We start from the raw sequence: 24,378 nt of genomic DNA, 5'->3' as shown, positions 1-24,378 counted from the left end.
GGGGGCAGAATCGGCGGGGTGACACTCACCATCGCCGTGGACCACGAATCCACCACCGCTCCGTACGAACAACTGCGTGCCCAGATCTCGGAGCGGGCCCGGTCCGGCAGACTGCCGGTCGGATACAAGCTGCCGACGGTACGAGGGCTCGCGGAGCAGCTGGGCCTCGCCGCGAACACGGTCGCCAAGGCGTACAAGGCACTGGAGGCGGACGGGGTGATCGAGACGCGCGGGCGTCACGGCACCTTCGTCGCCGCCGCCGGGGACGCGGCCACCCGTAGGGCCGCCACCGCCGCCGCCCAGTACGCCGAGGAGGCCCGCCGCCTCGGCCTCAGCCGCGAGGCGGCGGAGGCCGCGATGAACGAGGCCCTGCGCGCGGCCTACGACGGCTGACCGACCTGGAGCATCCTCAGAGGTACAGGCCCGCCCCCGCCGTGCGGGGTTCCGGGAGTTCCGCCGGGGGCGTGCCGCGGCGCAGGGCGAACAGCTCCGCCAGCGTCGCGCCCTCGCGCGGCACGTCCTCCTCGCGCCCGAGCCACTCCACCGACTCGGCCCGGCTCAGCGGCCCCACCTCGATGCGGGCCAGGCAGCGGCCCGGACGGACCACGGCCGGGTGGAGCCGCTCCAGGTCCTCGTTGGTGGTGACGCCGACGAGGACATTGCGGCCCTGGCCGAGCAGACCGTCCGTCAGGTTGAGCAGCCGTGACAGGGCCTGCCCCGCCGTGTGCTTCGCCTCGCCCCGGATCAGCTCGTCGCAGTCCTCCAGGAGCAGCAGCCGCCAGCGCCCCTTCGCCGTGCCCTCGTCCTCCCCGATGGCGATGTCCATCAGATAGCCGACGTCGTTGAAGAGCCGCTCCGGGTCGAGCACGCAGTCCACCTGGCACCAGTCACGCCACGACCGTGCGAGGGTGCGCAGCGCTGACGTCTTGCCCGTGCCCGGCGGGCCGTGCAGCAGCAGGAGGCGGCCGGCGATCGACTCGGGCGTCACCTTCATCAGCCGGTCCATCGACTCGGCCACCGGCGCCGCGTAGTTGGGCCGGACCTCGTCCCAGGTCCCGGCGCTGATCTGCCGGGTCGTCCGGTGCGGGCCGCGCCGGGGGGACACGTACCAGAACCCCATCGTCACGTTCTCCGGCTGGGGCTCCGGCTCGTCCTTCGCCCCGTCGGTCGCCTCCTTCAGGACCCGCTCGGCGAGGTCCGCGTCGACGGCCGTGACGGTGACGTCGGCGCCCCGGTTCCAGCGGGAGATCAGCAGCGTCCACCCCTCGCCCTCGGCGAGCACGGCGCTGCGGTCGTCGTCCTTCGCGGCCCGCAGCACGGTGGCCCCCGCGGGAAGGAGCGTCGCCTCGGGCTTGACCCGGTCCAGGGAGGTGCTGTGCGAGTGCGGCTGCTCCCCGGTCGCGAAGCGGCCGAGGAACAGCGCGTCCACGACGTCCGCGGGCGAGTCGCTGTCGTCGAGGTTGAGCCGGATCGGCAGCGACCGCTGCGGCTCGGACGGTACCGGTGGGGTGTCAGCCATGGCGCCCATGATCCGGCAACCGGGCATTCCGTGCACCGGGTTTTGAACGGGACGAGTCGTGGGACGGCCCTGCCCCGGAGCCGGACCAGGGGCTCAGATCCAGTGGCCCCGCACCGCGCCCCGGGCGCGCCGCGCGAGCGCGTACCCCTTCGTCATGGCCCGGTCCGCCGCGAAGTTCCGGGCGATCGCCCGGCCCTCCACGAGCCGTGTGAACTCCTCGACGCCGGTGGTCCGGCGCACGGTCACCCGCTCCAGGGCGTACGGCCCCTGACGGCGCCTGGCCAGCGCGTTGCCGACGGCGAGCGCCTGCGTGAAGCCGGCCTCCCGGACCGTACGGCGGACCCGGCGGCTGGAGTACCCGTACGGGTACGCGAAGGAGGCGGGGGATGTTCCGAGCTCCTCGCCGACGACCTCCCGGCAGCGCAGAGTCTCGAACCGGAGCCGCCGGGCGTCGAGTTGGTCGAGCTGAGGGTGGGTGTGACTGTGCCCGCCGATCTCCGTGCCGGCGTCGGCGAGTTCCCGCACCTGCGCCCAGTCGAGCATGGTGTCGAGCGCGCCACCCGTCTCGTGCCTGCCGCGCAGCCAGCCCGTGGAGACGAAGACCGTGCTCGCGAAGGAGTGCTTGGCGAGCACCGGCAGGGCGTATCGGTGCACGCCCTCGTACCCGTCGTCGAAGGTGACGAGGAGCGGCCGCGCGGGCAGCGGGCCGCCGGTGCGCCAGGCGGCGGCGAGCGCGGCTGTGGTCAGCGGGGTGAACCCCCGCTCGGCGACCACCTCCATCTGCGCCGCGAAGGCCTCGGGGGTGACGGAGAGCCCGAGGGTCGCGGGCGCCGGATCCGGGTCGACGGCGTGGTACATGAGGATGGGCACGGCGGTGGTCCCGGCCGCGGTCCCGGTCATCGGGCCCGTGGTGGTCCCGGCCGCGGTCTCGGTCTCGGTCATCGGGAGGTCGCTCCTTCGGGAGCCCCGGCGTCGGTCGGGGCCGCTTCCCCGGCCCTCTCCCGGGCCGCTTCCCCGCCTCCGGCCCCGGCCCGTTCGATCGGCCCCCAGGAGAAGGTCGTTCCGTTCCTTCGGGCCCGCAGCGTCCCGAGCGCGTAGCCGCCGGCCGCGACCGTCACGCCGGTCACGATCGCCCCGGCCCGGCCCGCGCCGCCGGAGCGCCCGCGCAGCGCGTCGCGCATCCCGCGCAGGACTCCGGCGGGCAACACCCGTGTGGTGTAGCGCCGTTCGGACTCCAGGCCCTTCTGTGCGCCGACACTCCGGGCGACGAGCGCCTTGGAGAGGCCCTCGGCGTACACCCGGGTACGGAAGTAGCCGAAGCGCTCGCGGACAGGGGGCACCTTGTGGTGGATGACGGCCCGGTCGTCGATGAGCAGGATCGCCTCGGGCAGCGCCTTGGAGAGCCGGATGCACAGCTCTGTCTCCTCGCCGCCGAGGGGGCGCCGGTCGCCGTCCCGGCCGATGCCGGTGGCGAATCCGCCGGCCGCGTCGAAGGCCGTACGGCGGAAGGAGGCGTTGCCGCCGAGCACGTTGCGTACGGGGACGCGGCCCGGGGGCAGGCCCCGGTACGTACAGCCGACGACCCAGTCGAACTCCTCCGGGAACCAGGCCGGGCGGCGGCCGGACGCCCAGGCGGGCAGGGTCCGGCCGCCGACGGCCATGACGCGCGGGTCGTCGTAGGCGGCGGCGAAGTGGTGGAGCCAGTCCCGCTCGGCGACGGCGTCGTCGTCGAGGAAGGCCACGAACTCGCCGCGGGCGGCGGCGATTCCGGTGTTGCGGCCGGCGGAGAGGCCGCGGGGGCCCGCGTTGGCGAGCACCCGCACCTCATCGGTGAGCCGCTGTTCCGCGTACTCCTCGGTCAGCCGGGAGAGGAGCCGCTCGTTGTGGTCGACCACGAGCAGTGTCTCCAGGGCGGGCAGCGACTGCTTCCGTACGGAGTCGACGGCGGCGAGGATGTCCTCCCACCGCTCCTCCGTGTAGACGCAGATCACCACCGAGAAGCCGTGCGGGGACGTGCGGTCGTTCAAGACACCTCTCCCCGGGGGATGTTGACCGAGAACGGGGCGGGTCGGCGGCGGGCGGCCTTGCTGACGGCCTTCTCCCTGAGGATGACCTTCAGGACCCTGATGCCGTCGCGCACGGCGTTGAGGTTGCTGACGCCGTGAATGCGGTTGTATTCGTGGCTCGGCACCTCCTGCACCTTGAGGCCGGCCGTGACGACCCGGATGTTGATCAGGGTCTCGATCTCGAATCCGGTGCAGTCGAGGGTGATCTTGTCGAGGCAGTGACGCCAGAAGGCGTTGTAGCCGTAGCAGAGGTCGGTGTACCGGGCGCCGAACTTCCGGTTGACGAGGGAGCAGAGGGCCCAGTTGCCCAGTCTGCGTATGGTCGTCATGTCGTCCGTGCCGCCGCCGTTGGCGAAACGGGAGCCCTTGGCGAAATCGGCGCCCCCGACGAGGGCGGAGACGTAGGAGACGATCTCCTGGCCGTCGGCCGAGCCGTCCGCGTCGACCATGACGATGATGTCGCCGGTGCAGGCGGCGAATCCGCTGATCAGCGCGTCGCCCTTGCCCTTGCCGACCTGCTTCACGACCTTGACGTCCGGCCAGAGTTCACGGGCGACATCCACCGTGTTGTCGGTGGAATTTCCGTCGACGAGGACGACTTCGTGAATCCATTCCGGCAGCGTCTTGAACACGTACGGAAGATTTTCGGCTTCGTTCATCGCGGGAATGACAACACTCACCGGCGGAGTGATCGCCAGATGTGAGGTGATGGCCCGGTACTGGGCGGCTATTCGACTCGGCTCGGTCATTTCTTGGCCCGAGACGGATGGGCGCAGGAACGAGCTCATGGGTCTGGTTTCCCTCTCGTCCGGTGGGCCGCCCACCCCTTGGGCGGTCCGATGGTGTGTCCGGTTCGAAAGGGGGGTTCTCACTTCGCCCACGCGGAAGCGATCTCCTTGCGGGAACAGCGAGTTGGCATGTCTGGCCGCGCGGTACCCGCGACTCGGCGCACATTCGAACACCGAGCACGGCACCCCCCTACCGCGCCCCGCTCCGGGACCATCAGCGATGCTAGAGCCCTCCCCTGAGCCGCTTTGCGTGATGGATCGGTGCGGGTGAGATGTACGACGGTATTGATGAATGGGACTGTATGGCAAGTCCCTGATCTGTGGCCCGCTTTTCTGCGGTTTGGCGAAGCTTCGACGGTCAGATGTGCAACCGTCCCGATCGGATTCGGTCAATCCGTTTGCGTGCAGGGAACAGTGATACGGGATCACATCCCTGTGCTTTGTCGTGTGAATGTGTCGCGTTCTCGTTCGACCGTTTGGCGGGATCGGAGCTTCCGCTTCCTGTCGTGGCCGGATCTCGACGGTCCCTGACGGAGGATCGGACGACGTTCATCCCCAGTTTTGACATGAACACTTCCGGTCCGGCGGATCCGATGCTACTACCTGGTAGCGCAGAGATCCTGCTACAGGGAGGTTCCATGAGACTGTCCCGCTTTGCCGCCCTTTCGTCCTCGCTCCTCCTCGGTGCCGTCCTCGCCCTCACCGGGGCGGGCGCCGCCCAGGCGGCCGAGACCGCCGCACTCGACTACGTGGCCCTTGGCGACTCGTACTCCTCCGGTGTCGGCTCCGGGAGTTACGACAGCGCCAGCGGCGACTGCAAGCGCTCCACGAAGGCGTTTCCGGTGCTGTGGAAGAACGCGAACGCCCCCTCCTCCTTCGCGTTCACCGCCTGCTCGGGCGCCCGAACGGGTGATGTGACCGCCAATCAGCTCGGCCCGCTCTCGTCCGCCACCGACCTGGTCTCCCTCACGATCGGGGGAAATGACGCCGGTTTCGCCGACGTCATGACGACCTGTGTGCTGCAGTCCGAAGCCACCTGCATCAGCCGTGTGAATCAGGCCAAGAGCTACGTCGACACGACGCTGCCCGGCAAGCTCGACTCCGTCTACACGGCGATCAGGAACAAGGCGCCCGCCGCCCACGTGGTCGTCCTCGGCTACCCGCGCTTCTACCAGCTGGGCGGCAGCTGCGTCGCCGGCCTGAGCGAGAACGAGCGCAGCGCCATCAACGGAGCCTCCGACTACCTCAACGCCGCCGTCGCCAAGCGTGCGGCCGACCACGGCTACACGTTCTCCAGCGTCGTCCCGGCCTTCACCGGACACGAGATCTGCTCCAGCTCCTCCTGGCTGCACAGCGTCAACTGGCTCAACATCGGGGAGTCCTACCACCCGACGGCCTCCGGTCAGTCCGGCGGCTACCTACCCAGCTTCAGGAACGCGGTGTAACCGGACCGCCGCCCGCGCCGTCCGTGGCGCCGGGGCCGGCCGGAGCGGTGCTCGTCACGCCGCCCGGCCCGGGCCCGGCGCCTCGTCCGTCGTCCCGGACCAGGTGATACGCCAAGGCTCCCGCGATGAGCAGCGCGCCGATCAGCCCGGCGAGGAGGACGTGGGCCCGGCGGGGCGACCTCGTCCTGTGCGACCGGGTGGGGGATTTCGGAGGTGAACTCCTGGGTGCCGTAGGGCCGTTGCCGTTGCCGTCGCCGCTCTCCCTCCGACGGCCCGACTCGCCTCCTGTCGGAGCGTCCGTCGGAGCGGGGGACGTTCCGGCGGACGAATCCACCCGCGCGGGCCGCGCCCCTCCCGCCGCCAACCGTCGCAGCTCCCGCTCGACCCGGTCCGCGGTCGGAGGGTGCTCGGGGTCCTCACGCAACAGCCCCTCGATCAGGGTGCGGAGCTCCCCGGCCCTGTCGTCCTTCGAGGGCGGCGCCGACGGCAGTGCCGACGCCGTCGCGTAGAGAAGCGTCCCCAGGGCGCGCAGCTCCGCCTCCGGCCCCGGATCGTCCCCCGGAGCCGTACCGAAGCCGGTCACCGCGATCCGTCCGTCGTTGGCGAGGAGGACGTGCTCCGGATTCACGCCCCGGTGCGGGACACCCGCCTCCCGCGCCGCCCGCAGGCCGGCGAGTACCTCGGCGCCGACGCGTGCGGCCTCGCGCGGCGGCAGCGGGCCGGCCGCCTCCAGGGTCTCGGCGAGGGTGAGCCCCCGTACGAGCTCCATGACGGCCCAGGGCCGGCCGTCCTCCGTGGCCACCCCGAGGACGCGCACGACAGCGGAGTGGGAGATCCGGGCGGCGGTCCGCGCCTCACGCTCGCGCCGCGCGTACAGAAGGGGAACGTCGTCCGCCGGGAGTCCGTCCGGGGCCCGGAGCTCCTTCAGGGCCACCTCGTGGCGGCCCGTCTCGTCCAGGGCACGCCAGACGGTGCCCGTCGCCCCCTCGGCGAGGACGTCCAGAAGCCGGTAACGACCCGCGATCACCGTCATGGATCCACGGTAGCCGAGGGGCGCCCTCCCGGCTCCGGTTCGTCGATGGTGCGGGGCCCGGTCCGTAGGCGGTGCGTGCCTCCGTCCGTCGGCCGTGCGTGCCTCCGCCCCTCGGTTGTGCGTGCCTCCGCCCCCGGCGTGGCGACTTGAACGATCTTGGTGGTGGAGATCACACCGGTCCGGGTGCTCGGACATACCGGTCCGGAGTGCAGGATGGTTCGTGACGGTTCGGCAGGTGTTCGAATCCTGTCCAACTCGCCCTGGAATCAGATGGATTCGGACAGTGACCGTCAACCCCCGTACGAGTGCCGTGCATCCCGACGCCGGGATACACGGGTGTCACCGCGGGGCGATAGGGTTAACCTGCCCTGGGTCGGGTGCCCTTGTACGGGTGGGGAGTGACATGGAACAGATAGCAATGCGCAGCAGGCCGCGAGTGCCTGCCATCACCTGCGGGAGCAGCGCGACGAGTTCGCGCCTCGACCGTCATCTCGCGGTGCTCGGCGGTCCCGCCCTGCCCCAGCGTGAGGTGGCCGAGGCGACGCTGCTGATGCGTGAACTGACGTCGCGTACGCCCGAGGTTCCGGTGCACGGTCACCGCAGCCGCAGCGCACGGGTCTCGCTCTTCGCCCCGCTCCGCCGCCTGCGCCGCTCCCTCTTCGGGACGCGCCGCTAGGAGTCGGGCGCACCGGGCCGAGCAACCCCGAGGTTCCCGCCCGCTTCCGCCCGGTCGCCCGTAGGACTCCGACCGGCACGACGTTCACGACCACGTCGACTTCCACGACTTCGTCGACCGTCACGACTGCCTCGACTGTCACGACTGCGACACCGCCGGACGTGTCCCCGCCCGTCCGGCGTTCAGTCGTACCCGGTGGCAGGCCCGACGCCGCGGGCGGACTCGGCGACCCGGTCGGCCTCAGGCGATCACACCCGCACCCCGCAGTTCCTTCACCTCCGCCTCCGGCACCCCGAGCTCGGCGAGGACCTCGTCCGTGTCCTGCCCCAGGGCCGGGATCCGGTCCATACGTGGTTCCGGCGCGTCCGGGAACACGATCGGCGGCAGCAGCGAACGCAGCGGCCCGACCGGCGATTCCACCTCCCGCCATCGGTCCCGGGCCGTCAGCTGAGGATGGTCCGCGAGCTCCGCGACCGTGTTGAGCCGGGCGCAGGCGATGCCGGCCGCGTCGAGCCCGGCCAGAGCCTCGGGCGCGGTCAGCGGGGCGAGTGCCTCCGCGACCACGGCGTCCGTCGCCGCACGGCCCGCCACCCGCGCGGTGTTCGTCGCGAAGTCCGGGGCGTCCGCGAGCTCGGGCCGGCCGAGGACCTGCTCGGCGAGCCGCCGCCACTCCCGATCGTTCTGCACGGAGAGCAGCACCAGGCCCCCGTCCGCCGTCGGATAGGCGTCGTAGGGAGCGATCACCGCATGCGCGAGCCCCGTTCGCGCCGGGGGTGTGCCCCCATGCAACCCGTGGTGCAACGGATGCCCCATCCACTCGGCGAGCGAGTCGAGCAGGGAGACCTCCACCGGGCCGCCCCGGCCGGTCGTGCCGCGCCGCACGAGCGCGGCGAGGACCCCCGAGAAGGCGTACATCCCGGCGGCGATGTCGGCCGCCGGGATCCCGGACTTGACCGGCTGCTCCGGCGTCCCGGTCACCGACACCAGGCCCGCCTCGCACTGGACGAGCATGTCGTACGCCCGCTTGTGCGCGTACGGCCCCTCCGCCCCGTACCCGGAGACGTCCACCGCGATCAGCCGCGGGTGCGCGGCGCACAGGGTGGCGGCGTCGAGACCGAGCCGGGCCGCCGCCCCCTGTGCCAGGTTCTGCACGAAGACGTCCGCGCCGGCCACCATCCGCCGGGCGAGGGCGAGGCCGCGCGGGTCCTTGAGGTCGACCGCCACGGACTCCTTGCCGCGGTTGCACCACACGAAGTGGGAGGCCAGGCCCCGGGCGGCCGTGTCGTACCCCCGGGCGAAGTCCCCGCCGTCGGGGCGCTCGATCTTGACGACGCGGGCGCCGAGGTCGGCGAGTTGCCGGGTGGCGAAGGGGGCGGCGACGGCCTGCTCGACGGCGACGACCGTGATCCCTTCGAGCGGGAGTGGCTGAGTGCTCATGGAAGACCTGCCTACCCTGCGGGCCGGTCCTTGTCACCAGGGGGTATGTCACCCGGGGCCCCGCGCGCGGGATCACCCCCGGGTGTAGCGGCGGACCGCGAGCGGGGCGAAGAGGGCGATCAGGCCGAGCGACCAGAGGAGCGCCCCGGCGACCGGGTGGGCCACCGGCCAGGCCGCGTCCGCCGGGACGGGCGCGTTGCCGAAGAGGACCCGTACGGCCGTGGTGACCGCCGAGATCGGGTTCCACTCGGCGACCGTGCGCAGCCAGCCCGGCATGTCGTCGGTCGGGATGTACGCGTTGGAGAGCAGCGGCAGCATGAACGTGGCGCTGCCGAGCTGCCCCGCCGCCTCCTCGCTCTTCGAGGCGAGGCCGAGCAGGATGCCCACCCAGGTCGTCGCGAAACGGAAGAGCAGCAGGAGGCCGAAGGCGCCCAGGGCCTCCGGGGCCGTTCCCTCGATCCGCCAGCCCATGGCGAGCCCGACGAGGATCAGCGGCACCGTGCCGACGGCGCTGGCCACGAGGTCGGCGAGCGCCTGTCCGAGCGGGACGGCGGACCGGCTCACGGGCATGGTCCGGAAGCGGTCCATGACACCCCGGTGGGAGTCCTGGGCGGCCTGGAACATGCCCGTCATGAGGCCACCGGCGGCCGTTGCCACCAGGAGACCGGGCACCAGGTGGGACCGGTACTCGGCGCCCGGCATCGCGAGCGCGCTGCCGAACACGTACCCGAAGAACAGCAGGAACACGATCGGCATCGTCTGGGTCATCACGGTGATCGCGGGCGCGTGCCGGATGCGCAGGAGGTGGCGGCCGAGGACGGCGGTTCCGTCGTGGACGAGGGCGGAGCCGATGCGACGGGCTCCTTCCTCGTGGACGAGCGCGGTGCTCATGCGACGAGCTCCTTCCGGTCGGTGAGGCGGAGGAACACCTCGTCGAGGGTGGGCGGGCGCAGCGAGGCGTCGATGAGGAGGACCCCGGCCGCGTCGACCTCGCGGACGATCCGGGGGAGGGTGAGGGTGGTGTCCGTGGTCACCGCGCCGACCGTGCGGCGCTCGGTGTCCAGGACCGGGGCCGAGCCGGTCAGCCGGTCGAGGACGGCCGCGGCGGCGGCGAGGGCCGCGGGGTCGGCGACGACGACCTCGGCGTAGCTGCCGACGAGCGCCTTGAGTTCGGCCGGGGTGCCGCGCTGGGCCGCCCGGCCCTCGTCGATCAGGACGATGTCGTCGGCGAGCTGGTCTGCCTCCTCCAGGTACTGCGTGGTCAGCAGCACGGTGGTGCCCTGGGTCGCCAACTCCCGTACGGCGTCCCAGATCCCGTTGCGGCTGTGCGGGTCGAGCCCTGTCGTCGGCTCGTCGAGGAAGAGGACCCGCGGCGGTACGAGCAGGCTGGCGGCCAGGTCGAGCCGGCGCCGCATGCCGCCGGAGTACGTGCGGGCGGGGCGTCCGGCGGCCGGGGTGAGGCCGAACTGCTCCAGGAGCTCGTCGGCGCGGGCGCGCGGGGCGCGCAGCAGCCGGGCGAAGAGCCGCAGGTTCTCGGCACCGGTCAGATCGCCGTCGACGGAGGCGTACTGCCCGGTGACGGCGATCCGCCCCCGTACCCCCGCCGGGTCGCGCACCACGTCGTGGCCGGCGACCCGCGCGCTGCCCGCGTCGGGCTTCACCAGGGTCGTGAGGACACGGACGGCGGTGGTCTTGCCGGCGCCGTTGGGGCCGAGGACGCCGCATACCGAGCCTTCGGGGACGGCGAGGTCGAGGCCGCGAAGGGCGTGGACATCGCCGTATCGCTTCTGCAGACCCTCACTAAGTACAGCGTACGTAGTCGTCATGGTGCGACCATATCGCACTACGTACGGCGTACGTAACTACGATGGGGGACGAGGTGATGATCCATGGCGGGCCGAGCGGCCGAACCGGAAGTGATCTGGGCGCGGCCCGAGCGCGCGGGCCGAGGCCCGAAACCGGCGTACAGCAGAAGTGACATCGTGGCGGCCGCGATGCGCATCGCCGACGCCGACGGCATCGACGCCGTCTCCATGCGGCGGATCGCCGCCGAGATCGGCTGCGGCACCATGTCGCTCTACAACTACGTCCCGCGCAAGGAGGACCTGTACGAGCTGATGGTCGACGGGGCCAGCAGCGCGTACGAACTCCCCGACACGCCCAGCGGCGACTGGCGCGCGGACATGGTCGACATCGCCCGCCAGGCCCGGACGATCCTGCACCGGCACCCCTGGGTGATCCGGCTGATGACCACCGGATACGCGTACGGCCCCAACGCCCTGCGGTTCCTGGAGTACTGCCTGGGCTGCCTCGACGACCTCGACCTGCCCGGCGGAACCAAGATGGAGCTGATCGCCACAGTCAACGGCACCGTGATGACGATCGTCGCCAACGAGATCGCCCTCGCCGAACGCGCCCGCTCGCTGCCCTGGTCCGGCGAGCAGGAGCAGGCCGTACGCACCGCCTATCTGACCCGGCAGCTCACCGGCGGCGGCTACCCCAGGCTCGCGGCCGTCCTGGCCGGGGCGGGGGCCGAACCCCTCGACGCCGAGGAGGTCTTCGACCGGACCCTGGGCCGGGTGCTCGACTCGTTCGTGCCCCGATGAGACGTCGCTTGAGGGGCCGGTCACCTGAGGGGCCAGTCGCCTGAGGGTCTAGAGGAGGGCGAACTGGCCCTCCGGGCCCTCCTCCTGATGGTCGAGGACGGAGGCGGGGCGGCGGGACCCGGCCGGCGGAGGCAGGACGCCCGCCGCCCGCAGCTCCTCCCGGCCCGCGGATCCGGCCGCCTCCGAGGTGAAGGCCGCCCGCTCCGGCTCCCGTGCGCCGAGCAGCGCGAGCACCGTGACCAGGTCGAGCAGCTCCGAGGTCCACTCCTGCGGCCAGGCCGCCGGCCCGATCGCGTCGAGCGAGCCCGGCTCCGCCGGGGCGGTCCGGTGCGCGAACCACTGCTCCAGGACCCGCGCCCCGCCGACGCTGAACTCCCAGGCCTCCGCCGGTACGGGCGAGATGCGGCCCTCGTCGAGACACAGGGCCTCGTCGGCCACGTCGTACGTCATCGCCTCGGGGCGAGGCGGCACCGCCGCCCGCACGTACGGACGGCGCCCGCCCGGCAGCCGCGGCTTCGTCCCGCTCAGCGCACCCCGCACCTGGATGTCGACGAGGTCCCGGCCGAGCGCCACACCCGCCGCCCAGACCTCCGGGTCCTCGGGGAGCGGCACCCGGCATCCGGCGGGGGAGGGGCGGGCCGCCGCCACTGTCCACCCGAGCCACTCCAGGGCGTCGACCTCGTGCCCGTACCGCTCGCCGAGGAAGCCGAGGAGGCCGGGGGCGAGGTTCAGTTCCAGGCCCCCGGGGCGCCGGAACAGCGGACGGATCCGGCCCGGCCGGCCTGCGGGGGAGCGGCCCTCGGGCAGCGCGGCCGTCACCAGGAGCGCGGGGCCGCCCGCCCCGGGCACGTACCCCTGCTCGACGGCGAAGAGCTGCGGCTCCCCGGCGACCCGCCACAGCTCCGGGCGTGCGGTGTCGATCAGCCGGTGGTCGGGCAGCAGCAGCTGCTCGTCGAACGGCCCGCGCGCGACCCGTACCGGCTCCGGGCACGGCCCCGACTCACGGGCCCAGCGCACGGTCCCGGTCCGCTGGCCCGGCAGCGCGGCGACCGCACTCGACGGGGTCCGCGCCCGGCTGGGGCGGAACAGGGCCTCGCGCTCGGCCCCTTCTGCGGCCACCAGGCGGTCCCAGCGGGACCGTAGCGTCCGCGCGTCCGGCGCCACGATCCACGAGCGGCCGAAGCGCAGCGGCGCGACGGACCACGGCATGAGGTCGTCGAGGAGGGGGAGGTCGGCGACGGGCGGCGCGTCGGCGAGGGGAGGCAGATCGGCGTTGTTCGCTCCGGGGGCTTCCGTCACGCCCCGCATGCTAACGACCGCCGTCCGTGGGTCTCCACTGTCCGGAGGCCCGGCCTCCCGCTACTGGGCTTCGACCGTCACCGTGAAGGAGAAGCGGTCGCCGCGGTAGCGGATGCGCGCCACGTCGACGACCCTGCCGTCCTTGTCGTAGGTCACGCCGGTGTAGTGGAGGATCGGCGACAGGAGCGGGACCTGGAGAAGCGACGCCGTCTCCGGGTCGGCGAGGCGGGCCTCGACCGTGTCCGTGATGCGGCTGATCCGCACCCCGACGACGTCCCGCAGCACCTTCGTCATCGGCCAGCGCTCCAGATCGGCCGGGTCGATCGCGGCGGCGAGCTCGGGACGCACCGCGTTCTCCGCCCAGTTGGTCGGCTCGCCGCTCTCCCCGTCGTGGCGCAGCCGCCGGTACGCCGTGATCTCCGTCAGGTCGGGGAAGTGCTCGGCGAGCTCACCCGGCACCGGTTCGGTGCCGTGCCCGAGGACCGTCGTCCGCTCGCCCGACTGCTGGGCCACGATCGCGTCGATCGAGCCGAGCAGCCGGCGCGGGGTGGAGCGCCGGGCGCCCGGCTCGATGAAGGTCCCGCGCCGCCGGTGCCGGCTGATCAGGCCCTCCTCCTCGAGTTCCTTGAGGGCCTGGCGCATCGTGAGCACGCTGACGCCGTAGTGCGCCGCGAGCTGCTCCTCGGTGGGCAGTCGCAGCGAGGCGTCGGGCGTGCGGCCCAGTATCGAGGCGCGCAGCGACTGCGAGACCTGATACCAGAGCGGCAGCTTGCGGTTCAGGACCAGCGAGTCGGGAGCGAAGGCGGTCACGGGTTCTCCGTACGAAGGCTACGGGCTTACGGCCGAGACACTACGGCCGAAAGTGGCGCTCAAGACCCTGCCATACGTCGTCGTACCCCTTCTGCAGGTGGTCGGCGTCCGCGGCCTGCGGGGTGGCGGTCACCGGCCAGCGGGTCTCGAACATGAAGGCAAGGCCGTCGTCGATCTTCTGCGGCCGGAGCTCGGCGGCGCTCGCCCGGTCGAAGGTCTCCCGGTCGGGGCCGTGCGCGGACATCATGTTGTGCAGCGAGCCGCCGCCCGGCACGAAGCCTTCCGCCTTCGCGTCGTACGCGCCCTCGATGAGGCCCATGTACTCGCTCATCACATTGCGGTGGAAGTACGGCGGCCGGAAGGTGTCCTCGCCGACCAGCCAACGCGGGGCGAAGACCACGAAGTCCACGCTCGCGAGCCCCGGGGTGTCGGAGGGCGAGGTGAGGACCGTGAAGATCGACGGGTCGGGGTGGTCGTACGAGATCGTCCCGATGACATTGAAACGGTGCAGGTCGTAGACGTACGGCGTGTGGTTGCCGTGCCAGGCGACGACATCGAGCGGCGAGTGGCCGTACGTCGCCGACCAGAGGTTGCCGCAGTACTTGTTGACCACCTCGACCGGACCCTCGACGTCCTCGTAGGCGGCGACCGGGGCCCGGAAGTCACGGGCGTTGGCGAGGCCGTTGGCGCCGATCGGGCCGAGGTCGGGGAGCTGGAACGGGGCCCCGTAGTTCTCGCAGACGTACCCGCGGGCGGTCGGGCTCTGCCCGCCGTCGGACGCGGCGTCGAGGAGGTCGACGCGGAAGCGGACCCCGCGCGGGATCAGCGCGACCTCGCCGGGGTGGACGGCGAGCAGGCCCAGCTCGGTACGGAGGAGGAGGCCGCCGTGCTCCGGGACGATCAGCAGCTCGCCGTCGGCGTTGCCGAAGACCCGCTCCATGGAGGCGTTGGCGTGGTACAGGTGCACGGCCATGCCGGCGCGCTGGGTCGCGTCGCCGTTGCCGCCGAGGGTCCACAGGCCGGCCAGCCAGTCGGTGCCGGGGGCCGGGTCGGGCAGAGGGTTCCAGCGCAGCCGGTTGGGGTCGGGCACGGTCTCGTCGAAGGGCGCGGAGCGGACGGAGCCGTTGTCGATCCGGGTGAACGGCGGGTGCGCGGCCGAGGGGCGGATCCGGTAGAGCCAGGAGCGGCGGTTGTGGGCCCGCGGCTCGGTGAACGCGCTGCCGCTGAGCTGCTCGGCGTAGAGACCGAGCGGTGCCCGCTGCGGCGAGTTACGGCCGTGCGGCAGCGCGCCGGGGATCGCCTCCGAGCTGTGCTCGTTGCCGAATCCGGTGCTGTATTCGAGCGCCTCGGCCGTCTTCCTGGCCTGCTCCGTGGTCATCGCCCGCTCCTGTCCTGAGCCCGCAAGGGAAGCCCACAAGGGAATCCTATGGGTGACCGTAGGATTCCGCGCGGCTCCCGTCAACGGGGCATCGGGTGCCGGTCTCGCTCCCGGTGTCCCGAACGAGGGATCGAATGCGTGCGTGAGGGGGTCAAAAAAGATGAACAATGCTCTACTCTCACGCGCATGTCCTGGACCCGAAGGTTCGTCCTCGCGCTCACGGTCGTGCTCGCGGCGCTCGCCGCAGCCCTGCTCACCGCCCCCGGGGCCCAGGCCCACGAGGAGCGGCCCGTCACCTTCCCCGACGGCTCCGGCACCGTGCCGAAGCTCCGCACCGGCGAACCCGACCTCCTCGTCTGCAAGACCGACCGAGCCGCGTTCGAACGCCGGATCTCCGGCTTCCCGGCCACCCTCAAGACCCGCAACCTCGCCCTCTACGAGCGCTGCGCCCGCGACGGCTACCGCCACCTCCAGCAGGCCGTCGACGCCGTCGACCGGCCCGGCCTCACCATCGCGATCCTCCCCGGCCTGTACGAGGAGGAGCCCTCACTGCCCCCGCCCACCGGAGCCTGCGCCACGCTCAAGGCCCCCAAATCCTCGCTCGGCTACCAGATCCTCAGCTACGAGCAGCAGCGGCAGTGCCCGCACAACCAGAACCTGGTCGCCATCCTCGGCAAGAAGAACCTCCAGATCGAAGGCACCGGAGCCTCCCGCCTCGACGTCGTCATCGACGCCAAGTACCAGAAACTCAACGGCCTGCGGGCCGATGGCACCGACGGCATCTACTTCCGCAACTTCACCGCCCAGCGCACCACGTTCAACTCGCTGTACGTGCTCGCCGCCGACGGCTTCGTCATCGACGACGTCCTCACCCGCTGGAACGACGAGTACGGCTTCCTCACCTTCGCCTCCGACCACGGCCTCTACAAGAACTGCGAGTCCTACGGCAACGGCGACTCCGGCATCTACCCCGGCTCGGCCTCCGACATCAACGACGGCCGCGGCTACGACGTCCCGCGCTACTCCATCGAGATCACCGGCTGCCGCAGCCACCACAACATGGTCGGCTACTCCGGTACCGCCGGAGACTCCGTCTACGTCCACGACAACGAGTTCGACCACAACATGGGCGGCGCCTCCATGGACTCCGCCTTCCCCGGCCACCCCGGACTCCCCCAGAACCACGCCCGCTTCGAACGCAACCTGATCCACGACAACAACCAGAACTACTACCCGTACGTCGCCGACGGGACCTGCGCCAGACCGCCCGTCGAGCGCGGCTACGAACAGGGCGTCGTCTGCCCCCAGATCTCCATGCCCCCCGGCACCGGCATCATCACCGCGGGCGGCAACTGGAACCTCTACGAGAACAACTGGGTCTACGGCCACCAGCGCGCCGCCTTCTACCTGAGCGCCGTCCCCGCCTTCATCCGCGGCGAGTCCGCCTGGGGCAAGCAGACCGACACCTCCCACCACAACCGCTACGCCGGCAACCACCTCGGCGTCGACAAGTCCGGCACCGCCCGACCCAACCGCAGCGACGTCTGGTGGGACGGCCAGGGCGGCGGCAACTGCTGGCAGTCCGACACCGGCGCCGCCAGCCCCGGTGCCCTGCCCGACTGCGGGGCCCGCCGCGGCGACGTCTCCGGCAACACCGACCGGCTCATCGGCGAACCCGTCAAACTCGCCCAACTCCTCGTCTGCGCCGACTACAACGTCCAGGCCCGCCGCCTCCCGGCCGGCTGCGACTGGTACGGCGCCCGCGGTCTCCAGCGCGTCGAGACCCAACTCGCCCTCGGCAGCTCCCTCGTCCTCGCCCTGGCCGGCTTCGCCCTCTGGTGGCGCCGCCTGCGCGGCAACCGCCTCGCGGGCGCGGCCACCCTCATCGGCCTCGCGGGCCTCGCCCTCGACGTCGCCGGCTCGACCCTCGCCCTCACCCCGACCGTCGTCCCGGCCCTCGCGCTGCTGCTCACCGGCGTGTGGTGGACCCTCCTCGGCCTCGCCCTGCGCCCCACCCGCCCTGTCCTCGCCTGGACCACCGTGGTCCTCGGCGCCCTCACCCTCCTCGACGCCTTCGACAAGGCGATCCTGATGGTCCCCGGCATCCCCCTGAGCCCCGCCTGGCTCCGCCTCCTGCTCGGCGTGGTCTGGGTCCTGTGGGCGGTGGTCGCAGCGGGAGCCCGCGACCCGCGCGCGGCGGGAGGGGAGCAGGCGCCGGGGTCCGTGCCCGAGCCGAGGTCCGTGCCCGAGCCGGGGTCCGTGCCCGAGCCGGGGTCGAGGGCCGATCACGAGCCGGCCACCGAGACGCGGTCGCACGGGGAGGGAACGGCATGACGTACCCGCACAAGGTCACGCCCGGTCACGCCCTGGCGCCCCGGGCGTCCGTCGCGTCCCTGGTGCCGGTGCCGGTGCCAGCACCGGTGCTGGTCCTCGTCCTCGTCCTGGCCGCCGCGCTCGCCCTCGCGGGCTGCGGCGGCCGGGCCACCACCCATCACAAGCCCGGCACCAGCCACCAGGAGGCCACCGGGAGCAGCGGCACTCTGCTCCCGACCCGCGACGAGGGCGGCCACCGGCTCCGGGAGGTGCCGACGGCGGACGCGCCCACCGTCAAGGCCGAGGCCCGTCCCGACAGTGAGGGCGGCTGGAACGTCCACCTCACGGTTGAGAGGTTCCGCTTCACCCCCGAGAGCACCGGCGGTGCGGCCCTCCCGGGCCGCGGCCACGCCCGCCTCCTCGTCGACGGCCGGGAGACCGCCCGCCTCTACGGCCCGTGGGGGTACGTGCCGCCAGGTGCCCACACCGTGACCGTCCGGCTCCACGCGGACGACCACACGGTCTGGGCCGTCGCCGGCACCCCCGTCCAGACCGCCGTCCGCCTGGACGGCACCCCTGCCCCCGCCACGTCGACGCCCGCTGCCACCACCCCCTCCGCTCCCGCGAGCCCCCGCCCCACCCCCTCCGCTCCCGCGAGCCCCCGCCCCACCGAGTCCCGCCCGCCCGACCCCGGCCGGACGGTCACCCTCACCATCACCGGCAAGACCGTCTCACCACCCCCTTCCCGCATCGAGTTGAAGAAGGGCGAACGCCTCACCCTCCGTGTCACCAGCGATCGCGCCGACACCCTCCATGTGCACGGCTACGACCGCGAACTGCCCCTGCCTCCCGGCGCACCCGCCTCCCTCACCCTCACCGTGGACCGCACCGGCCTCTTCGAGGTGGAGACCCACGAGTCCGGACTCCTCGTGACCCAACTCGTCGTCCGATGACCGACCTCCTCACCCAGGCCGCCGAGGTCGGCCAGGCCGCGCGGGTCGCCCTCACCGCCCCCGCCCGCGCCTCCTCTCCCGATCTCGGTCTTCCGCTCGCCCATGGCGTGGGCTCCCGGCACGACCTCCCCCTCTCGCCCTTCTACGCCTACGCGGGCGCCTTCGCCGCGCTCCTCATCTCCTTCCTCGCCCTCGGGCTGCTCTGGTCCTCCTCCCGCTTCCGCGGCGACCTGTCAGGACGCCCGCTCCCCGCCGCCCTCCAACGGGTGGCCGACGCCCCCGCCACCCGCGCCGCGCTCCGGCTCCTCGGTGCCGTCGCCGCTCTCGTCCTCCTCCTCCACCTCCTTCTCGGCCCGGACGACCCCGACCGCAACCCCGCGCCCGGCGCCCTCTACGTCCTGCTCTGGGTCGGACTCGTCCCCGCCTCCCTCCTCTTCGGCCCCGTCTGGCGCCTCCTCAACCCCCTGCGTGCCCTCCACGCCCTGCACCCGCCGCACACACCCCGCCCCCTGCCCGCCGCCGTCGGCATCCGCCCGGCCGCCCTAGGGCTCCTCCTCTTCACCTGGCTCGAACTCGTCGCCCCCGACAACACCTCCTCCCGCACCCTCCTGATCGCCCTCGCCGCCCACACCGGCGCCCAGCTCATCGGCGCCGGCCGCTACGGCGACCGATGGTTCGCCCACGCCGACCCCTTCGAGGTGTACTCCTCCCTTCTGTCCCGGCTCTCCCCGCTCGGCCGCCGCGCCGACGGCCGGCTCGTCCTGCGCTCCCCCTTCCACGGCCTCGACGCCACCCCGCAGACCCCCGGCCTCGTCGCCACCGTCTGTGTCCTCCTCGGATCCACCGCCTACGACGGCCTCTCGGACAACCCCCGCTGGATCACCACCCTCCAGACCTCCCCCCTCGGACCCACCCCCACCGCCACACTCGGCCTCCTCGCCGCCGTCGCCCTCGTCGCCGCCTGCTACGGACTCTGCGCGGGCGCCCTGCGCCTGATGAACCGCACCCTCACCACCCCGCTCACCTCCTTCGCCCACTCGCTCCTGCCCATCGCCCTCGGCTATCTCGTGGCCCACTATTTCTCGCTCTTCGTCACAGAAGGGCTACGTACAGTCATCTTGGCAGGGGGCACTGACAACGCCCTCGCACCCGCCCCGTTCCTGGGCCCCGGCGGCCTCGCGACGCTTCAGGTCGCCGCGATCGTCACCGGTCACGTCCTCGGGGTCGTCGCCGCCCACGACCGCTCCGTGCGCCTCTTCCCGCCCGATCGCGCGGTCGCCGGCCAACTCCCGCTGTTCGCGCTGATGATCGCGTACACCCTCGGCGGCATCGGCCTGCTGATCGCCTGAGCCCGACCGGAGCGGCATCATGGTCCCCGTGCCCCAGACCAGCCCCCAGACCCCGTCCACGCTCCGCCGGGCCCCCGTCCAGCAGCGCAGCGCCGAACGGCTCGCCCGGATTCTCGGCGCCTGCGCCGAACTCCTCGACGAGACCGGCTACGAACAGCTGAGCACCCGCGCCGTCGCCGTCCGCGCCGGAGTCCCCATCGGCTCCGTCTACCGCTTCTTCGGCAACAAGCGGGCGATGGTCGCCGCCCTCGCGCACCGCAACCTCGACGAGTACGCCCGGCGGGTCTCCGCCCGCCTTGCCGCGTCGCCGCGCCCCGACGCCCACGAGGCCATCGACGGCGTCCTGGACGAGTTCATCGAGATGAAGCGGACCGTCCCGGGGTTCGCCCTCGTCGACTTCGGCGTGCCGGCCCCCGCTCCCGGCGAGAGCGGAGGTGAGGGGGAGAGCGGCGGCGGTGAAGGAGAGAGCGACGGCGAGGCCGCGGGCGAAGGCGAGGATGCGGCCGGGAGCGCCGTCGACGACCCCAACCGCCTGGTCGCCGAGCGTCTCTGCGCACTCCTCGCCACCCATCTGAACCGCCCCGCAGACGACGTCCTGCGGCGAAAGGTCCTGGTCGGCGTCGAGACCGCCGACGCTCTCGTCCGGCTCGCCTTCCGTACGGACCCCGCCGGTGACCCTGCCCTCGTCGACGAGACCCGCTGTCTGCTCCACGCGTATCTGGCGCCCTCGCTCTCGTAACTTCCGCAGACCCCTCCCATGCGTGCCTACCGGTCGGTATGCTCGGCGCCACCCGACGCCGCCCCAGGGAGACGCCATGTCCACCGCCCTGCGCATCTGTCCCCTCTGCGAAGCGACCTGCGGACTGACCCTGACGATCGAGGGAACCCGGGTCACCGGGGCGCGAGGTGACCGCGACGACGTCTTCAGTCAGGGGTTCATCTGCCCCAAGGGCGCCGCGTTCCCCGAGGTCGACTCCGACCCCGACCGGCTCCGCGGCCCCCTGGTCAGGAAGGACGGCCGGCTCCAGGAGGCGACCTGGGAGGAGGCGTTCGACACGATCGCCGCCGGAATTCGGCCGCTGATCGAGGAGTACGGGCCGGATGCCGTGGGTATCGTCCTGGGCAACCCCAATGTGCACACGATCGCCGGCGCCCTCTACCCGCCCCTGCTGATCGGCGCGTTGCGCACCCGGAACCTCTTCACGGCGTCGACGATCGACCAGATGCCCAAGCACGTCTCCAGCGGCCTGCTGTTCGGAGACCCCTTCGCGATCCCCGTGCCGGACCTGGACCGCACCGATCACCTGCTGATCCTCGGAGCCAACCCGCTGGACTCCAACGGAAGCCTGTGCACCGCCCCCGATTTCCCCGGCAGGCTCAAGGCACTGCGCCGGCGCGGCGGCACCCTCACCGTCGTCGACCCCCGGCGCACCCGCACCGCACGCCTCGCCGACCGGCACGTCGCGATCCGCCCCGGCGCCGACGCGTTCCTCCTCGCCGCGCTCGTCCACACCCTCTTCGAGGAGGGACTCACCGACCTCGGCCCGCTCGCCGCCCATGTGGAGGGAGTCGAGGAGGTCCGCGCCGGGGTACGGGAGTTCAGCCCCGAGGCGGTCGCCGACGCCTGCGACGTGGACGCGGACACCATCCGCGCCCTCGCCCGGGAACTCGCCGCCGCGCCCACCGCCGCCGTCTACGGGCGGATGGGCAGCTCCACCGTGGAGTACGGCACCCTCGCCAACTGGCTCGTCGACGTCCTCAACACCCTCACCGGCAACCTCGACCGGCCCGGCGGCGCCCTCTTCCCGCTCTCCGCCACCGCGCCCGCCCCGCGCCCCGCGGGGCCCGGCAAGGGCTTCGCCCTCGGCCGCCGGCACAGCCGGGTCTCGCACCACCCCGAGGTCAAGGGGGAGTTGCCGATGGTCGCGCTCGCCGAGGAGATCGAGACCCCGGGGGAGGGCCGGATCCGGGCGCTGATCACCGTCGCCTCCAACCCCGTGCTCTCCGCGCCCGACGGGAACCGGCTGGACGCGGCCCTCGGTGCCCTCGACCTGATGGTCGCCGTCGACCCGTACCTCAACGAGACCACCCGCCACGCCCACGTCGTCCTGCCCCCGCCGCCGCCGTCGCAGAGTGCCCACTTCGACTTCGCCTTCAACGCCCTCGCCGTCCGCAACCAGGCCCGGTTCACACCGGCCGTCGTCCCCCTCGACGACGGCCGCATGGACGAGTGCGAGATCCACGCCCGGTTGATCCTCGCCGTCTCCGGGATGCACGGGGCGCCGCCCTCCGCCGTCGACCAGCTCGCGATCGACACCACCCTCGCCAAGGCGGTGACCCAGGAGCACTCCCCGGCGTACGGGGCGGACCCCAGGGAGTTCGCGGCCCGGCTCACCGGCACCAGCGGGCCGGAGCGCCGGCTCGACCTGATGCTGCGCCTCGGCCCGTACGACCTGAGCCTCGACGACCTGCGCCGGGCGCCCCACGGCACCGACCTCGGCCCGCTCGAGCCGCGCGTCCCGCAGCTCCTCAGGACCCGCAGCGGACGGATCGAACTGTTTCCCGCCCCCATCGCCGCCGATCTGCCCCGGCTGCGCGCCGCCCTGGGAGCGCCCCCGACCGGACTCGTCCTCGTCGGGCGCCGCCATCTGCGCTCGAACAACAGCTGGCTGCACAACACCCCCGCGCTCGGCGGCGGCACCAACCGGTGCACCCTCCAGGTGCACCCCGACGACGCGGCCCGGCTGCGGCTCGCCGACGGCGGTCTCGCCCGGATCAAGAGCGAGGGCGGCGAGCTGGAGGTGCCGGTCGAGGTGACCGACGGGGTGCGCCCGGGAGTGGTGAGCCTTCCGCACGGCTGGGGCCACGACCGGCCGGGCACCCGGCTGTCCGTGGCGTCCGAGCGCCCCGGAGTCAACGTCAACCAGCTGCTCGACGGCTCCCGGATCGATCCCCTGTCGGGCACGGCCGTACTGAACGGCTTCCCGGTCGAGGTCTCGCCCCTGCCGTGATCCAGCCGCGCCCCGGCGGTGGCCCCCGCCGCGGCGCCCTCGCCGTGACCCCGTCTTGACCTGGGGTTTTGCTCGTATTGCTCACGCGTCAACATCTTGTTAACGGCGGAAGAGGGCACCTACCGTCATCCGGACCGCCGCTCGGCGGGAGTTCAAGGGTGAACGTGAGGTGTCCTCCATGCTGACCGTCCTCGGTTTCGCCATGATCGCGACCTTTCTGGTCCTGATCATGATGAAAAAGATGTCGCCGATCGCGGCACTCGTGCTGATCCCCGCGCTCTTCTGCGTGGCGGTCGGGCAGGGGGCCCAGCTCGGCGACTACGTCATCGAAGGCGTCGGCAAGCTGGCGCCGACGGCGGCCATGCTGATGTTCGCCATCGTCTACTTCGGCGTGATGATCGACGTCGGCCTCTTCGATCCGATCGTCCGGGGCATCCTGCGCTTCTGCAAGGCGGATCCCGTACGGATCGTCGTGGGTACGGCGGTGCTCGCCGCGATCGTGTCGCTCGACGGCGACGGCTCCACCACCTTCATGATCACCGTCTCGGCGATGTATCCGCTCTACAAGCGGCTCGGCATGAGCCTGGTGGTCATGACGGGTGTCGCCGCCACCGCGAACGGCGTCATGAACACCCTGCCCTGGGGTGGTCCCACGGCCCGCGCCGCGACCGCGCTGAAGCTGGACGCCGGCGACATCTTCGTCCCGATGATCCCCGCGCTCGGCATGGGGCTGCTCTTCGTCTTCGTCCTGGCGTACGTCCTCGGGCGCCGCGAGCGGAAGCGCATCGGCTACCTCACGCTCGACGAGCTCCTGGTGCCCGAGACCGACACGGTGCTCGTCACGGCGGGTGGCGGCGGCGGTGTGGACTTGACCAAGAAGCCGGTCGGCGGTTCCGGTGACGCGCCCGGCCCGGACGAGGGTGCCGGCGAGGGCTCCGGTGCGGGCGACGACGACGGCTTCCAGGGTCTCGACCCGAACCGTGCGACCCTCCGTCCCAAGCTGTACTGGTTCAACGCGGGCCTGACGGTCGCGCTGCTCGCCGCGATGATCCTCGAACTGATGCCGATCCCGGTGCTGTTCCTCCTCGGTGCCGCGCTCGCGCTCACCGTCAACTACCCGAAGATGGCGGAGCAGAAGGCGCGTATCGCCGCCCACGCCGACAACGTCCTCAACGTCTCCGGCATGGTCTTCGCCGCCGCTGTCTTCACCGGTGTCCTCACCGGTACGGGCATGGTCAAGCACATGGCCGACTGGCTCGTCGGCGCCATCCCCGAGGGCATGGGCCCGCACATGGGCCTGGTCACCGGCGTGCTCAGCATCCCGCTCACCTACTTCATGTCGAACGACGGCTTCTACTTCGGCGTCGTGCCGGTCCTCGCCGAGGCGGGCGCCGCCCACGGCGTCTCGCCCCTGGAGATCGCACGTGCCTCCCTGGTCGGCCAGGCGCTGCACATGTCGAGCCCGCTGGTCCCCGCCGTGTACGTGCTCGTCGGCATGGCGAAGGTGGAGTTCGGCGACCACACCAAGTTCACGGTGAAGTGGGCGGCGCTGACCTCGCTGGTCGTCCTCGCGTCGGGGATCCTCTTCGGCATCATCTGAGCCGGACGGGCGACTTCGGAGGGTGGCGTGCGCATGTCGCCACCCTCTGTAGCCATGTTGTGACAGATAGTCCGATTATCGGTTGAACTGTCCGA

21 protein-coding genes are annotated in these 24,378 nt (G+C 72.2%); 10 read left to right on the top strand and 11 right to left on the bottom strand.

Features of this window, described 5'->3' with window-relative positions:
- The first annotated feature begins 18 nt into the window (after positions 1 to 18).
- A complete protein-coding gene (locus tag OG462_RS11530; protein WP_406057022.1) occupies positions 19 to 393 on the top strand; it encodes a GntR family transcriptional regulator in 375 nt (124 codons plus the stop codon).
- Positions 394 to 409: 16 nt separating this feature from the next.
- Here OG462_RS11530 and OG462_RS11525 read toward each other — a convergent pair whose 3' ends face one another.
- The 4 genes from OG462_RS11525 to OG462_RS11510 all read right to left on the bottom strand — a co-directional run bounded on the left by OG462_RS11525 (position 410) and on the right by OG462_RS11510 (position 4,373).
- Complete coding sequence (locus OG462_RS11525) at positions 410 to 1,528, bottom strand: DUF5925 domain-containing protein (protein ID WP_406057021.1); 1,119 nt, start codon at positions 1,526 to 1,528, stop codon at positions 410 to 412.
- 84 nt (positions 1,529 to 1,612) lie between these two features.
- The gene (locus OG462_RS11520; protein ID WP_406066475.1) at positions 1,613 to 2,419 is read right to left on the bottom strand and encodes a polysaccharide deacetylase family protein; all 807 of its coding nucleotides are present in this window, start codon (positions 2,417 to 2,419) and stop codon (positions 1,613 to 1,615) included.
- Between the two features lie 38 nt (positions 2,420 to 2,457).
- The gene (locus OG462_RS11515) at positions 2,458 to 3,546 is read right to left on the bottom strand and encodes a glycosyltransferase family 2 protein (protein WP_406057019.1); all 1,089 of its coding nucleotides are present in this window, start codon (positions 3,544 to 3,546) and stop codon (positions 2,458 to 2,460) included.
- On the bottom strand, positions 3,543 to 4,373 hold the full coding sequence (locus OG462_RS11510; protein ID WP_406057017.1) for a glycosyltransferase family 2 protein: 831 nt from the start codon (positions 4,371 to 4,373) through the stop codon (positions 3,543 to 3,545). The genes OG462_RS11515 and OG462_RS11510 overlap by 4 nt, the downstream gene beginning before the upstream one ends.
- A gap of 638 nt (positions 4,374 to 5,011) precedes the next feature.
- Between OG462_RS11510 and OG462_RS11505 the strand changes: the two genes are divergently transcribed.
- Positions 5,012 to 5,818: an SGNH/GDSL hydrolase family protein gene (locus tag OG462_RS11505; protein WP_406057015.1), complete on the top strand. Its 807-nt coding sequence runs from the start codon at positions 5,012 to 5,014 to the stop codon at positions 5,816 to 5,818.
- Here the strand turns inward: OG462_RS11505 and OG462_RS11500 are convergent.
- Complete coding sequence (locus OG462_RS11500; RefSeq protein WP_406057013.1) at positions 5,802 to 6,851, bottom strand: serine/threonine-protein kinase; 1,050 nt, start codon at positions 6,849 to 6,851, stop codon at positions 5,802 to 5,804. The genes OG462_RS11505 and OG462_RS11500 overlap by 17 nt on opposite strands.
- A 403-nt stretch (positions 6,852 to 7,254) precedes the next feature.
- On the opposite strand from OG462_RS11500, the gene OG462_RS11495 reads away from it, so the two are divergent.
- Positions 7,255 to 7,527, top strand: a complete 273-nt coding sequence (locus OG462_RS11495) for a hypothetical protein (RefSeq protein ID WP_329277144.1) — start codon at positions 7,255 to 7,257, stop codon at positions 7,525 to 7,527.
- A gap of 240 nt (positions 7,528 to 7,767) precedes the next feature.
- On the opposite strand, the gene OG462_RS11490 is transcribed toward OG462_RS11495, so the two are convergent.
- From OG462_RS11490 to OG462_RS11480, 3 genes are all read right to left on the bottom strand, one after another.
- A complete protein-coding gene (locus OG462_RS11490) occupies positions 7,768 to 8,964 on the bottom strand; it encodes a CaiB/BaiF CoA transferase family protein (protein WP_406057011.1) in 1,197 nt (398 codons plus the stop codon).
- Positions 8,965 to 9,036: 72 nt separating this feature from the next.
- Complete coding sequence (locus tag OG462_RS11485; protein WP_406057009.1) at positions 9,037 to 9,855, bottom strand: ABC transporter permease; 819 nt, start codon at positions 9,853 to 9,855, stop codon at positions 9,037 to 9,039.
- Entirely contained in the window at positions 9,852 to 10,790 is a 939-nt protein-coding gene (locus OG462_RS11480; protein WP_406057007.1) for an ATP-binding cassette domain-containing protein, read from the bottom strand. Before OG462_RS11480 ends, OG462_RS11485 begins: the two co-directional genes overlap by 4 nt.
- 63 nt (positions 10,791 to 10,853) lie before the next feature.
- On the opposite strand from OG462_RS11480, the gene OG462_RS11475 reads away from it, so the two are divergent.
- Positions 10,854 to 11,570: a TetR/AcrR family transcriptional regulator gene (locus OG462_RS11475; protein ID WP_406057005.1), complete on the top strand. Its 717-nt coding sequence runs from the start codon at positions 10,854 to 10,856 to the stop codon at positions 11,568 to 11,570.
- A gap of 48 nt (positions 11,571 to 11,618) precedes the next feature.
- Here the strand turns inward: OG462_RS11475 and OG462_RS11470 are convergent, their stop codons facing one another.
- From OG462_RS11470 to hmgA, 3 genes are read right to left on the bottom strand one after another with little or no spacing between them, the layout of a single operon-like run.
- The gene (locus tag OG462_RS11470) at positions 11,619 to 12,878 is read right to left on the bottom strand and encodes a type ISP restriction/modification enzyme (protein WP_406057003.1); all 1,260 of its coding nucleotides are present in this window, start codon (positions 12,876 to 12,878) and stop codon (positions 11,619 to 11,621) included.
- A 51-nt stretch (positions 12,879 to 12,929) separates the two neighbouring features.
- Positions 12,930 to 13,679, bottom strand: coding sequence for a GntR family transcriptional regulator (locus OG462_RS11465; RefSeq protein WP_406057001.1), 750 nt, complete (start codon positions 13,677 to 13,679; stop codon positions 12,930 to 12,932).
- A 40-nt stretch (positions 13,680 to 13,719) separates the two neighbouring features.
- The gene (hmgA, locus tag OG462_RS11460; protein ID WP_406057000.1) at positions 13,720 to 15,057 is read right to left on the bottom strand and encodes a homogentisate 1,2-dioxygenase; all 1,338 of its coding nucleotides are present in this window, start codon (positions 15,055 to 15,057) and stop codon (positions 13,720 to 13,722) included.
- Positions 15,058 to 15,243: 186 nt separating this feature from the next.
- Between hmgA and OG462_RS11455 the strand changes: the two genes are divergently transcribed.
- The 6 genes from OG462_RS11455 to OG462_RS11430 all read left to right on the top strand — a co-directional run bounded on the left by OG462_RS11455 (position 15,244) and on the right by OG462_RS11430 (position 24,283).
- Complete coding sequence (locus OG462_RS11455) at positions 15,244 to 17,391, top strand: right-handed parallel beta-helix repeat-containing protein (protein WP_406056998.1); 2,148 nt, start codon at positions 15,244 to 15,246, stop codon at positions 17,389 to 17,391.
- Entirely contained in the window at positions 17,388 to 18,323 is a 936-nt protein-coding gene (locus OG462_RS11450; protein WP_406056996.1) for a hypothetical protein, read from the top strand. The genes OG462_RS11455 and OG462_RS11450 overlap by 4 nt, the downstream gene beginning before the upstream one ends.
- Entirely contained in the window at positions 18,320 to 19,672 is a 1,353-nt protein-coding gene (locus OG462_RS11445) for a hypothetical protein (RefSeq protein ID WP_406056994.1), read from the top strand. The genes OG462_RS11450 and OG462_RS11445 overlap by 4 nt, the downstream gene beginning before the upstream one ends.
- A gap of 19 nt (positions 19,673 to 19,691) precedes the next feature.
- On the top strand, positions 19,692 to 20,411 hold the full coding sequence (locus OG462_RS11440) for a TetR/AcrR family transcriptional regulator (RefSeq protein WP_406056992.1): 720 nt from the start codon (positions 19,692 to 19,694) through the stop codon (positions 20,409 to 20,411).
- Positions 20,412 to 20,487: 76 nt separating this feature from the next.
- Positions 20,488 to 22,683, top strand: coding sequence for a molybdopterin oxidoreductase family protein (locus OG462_RS11435; RefSeq protein ID WP_406056990.1), 2,196 nt, complete (start codon positions 20,488 to 20,490; stop codon positions 22,681 to 22,683).
- A gap of 178 nt (positions 22,684 to 22,861) precedes the next feature.
- Positions 22,862 to 24,283, top strand: coding sequence for a CitMHS family transporter (locus tag OG462_RS11430; RefSeq protein WP_406056988.1), 1,422 nt, complete (start codon positions 22,862 to 22,864; stop codon positions 24,281 to 24,283).
- The last annotated feature ends 95 nt before the right edge of the window (positions 24,284 to 24,378 follow it).

Origin of the sequence: Streptomyces sp. NBC_01077, assembly GCF_045162855.1 — a bacterium.
Taxonomy (GTDB): domain Bacteria; phylum Actinomycetota; class Actinomycetes; order Streptomycetales; family Streptomycetaceae; genus Streptomyces.
The sequence above is the reverse complement of the archived record's forward strand: the minus strand, read 5'-3'. Positions and strand labels throughout refer to the sequence as shown.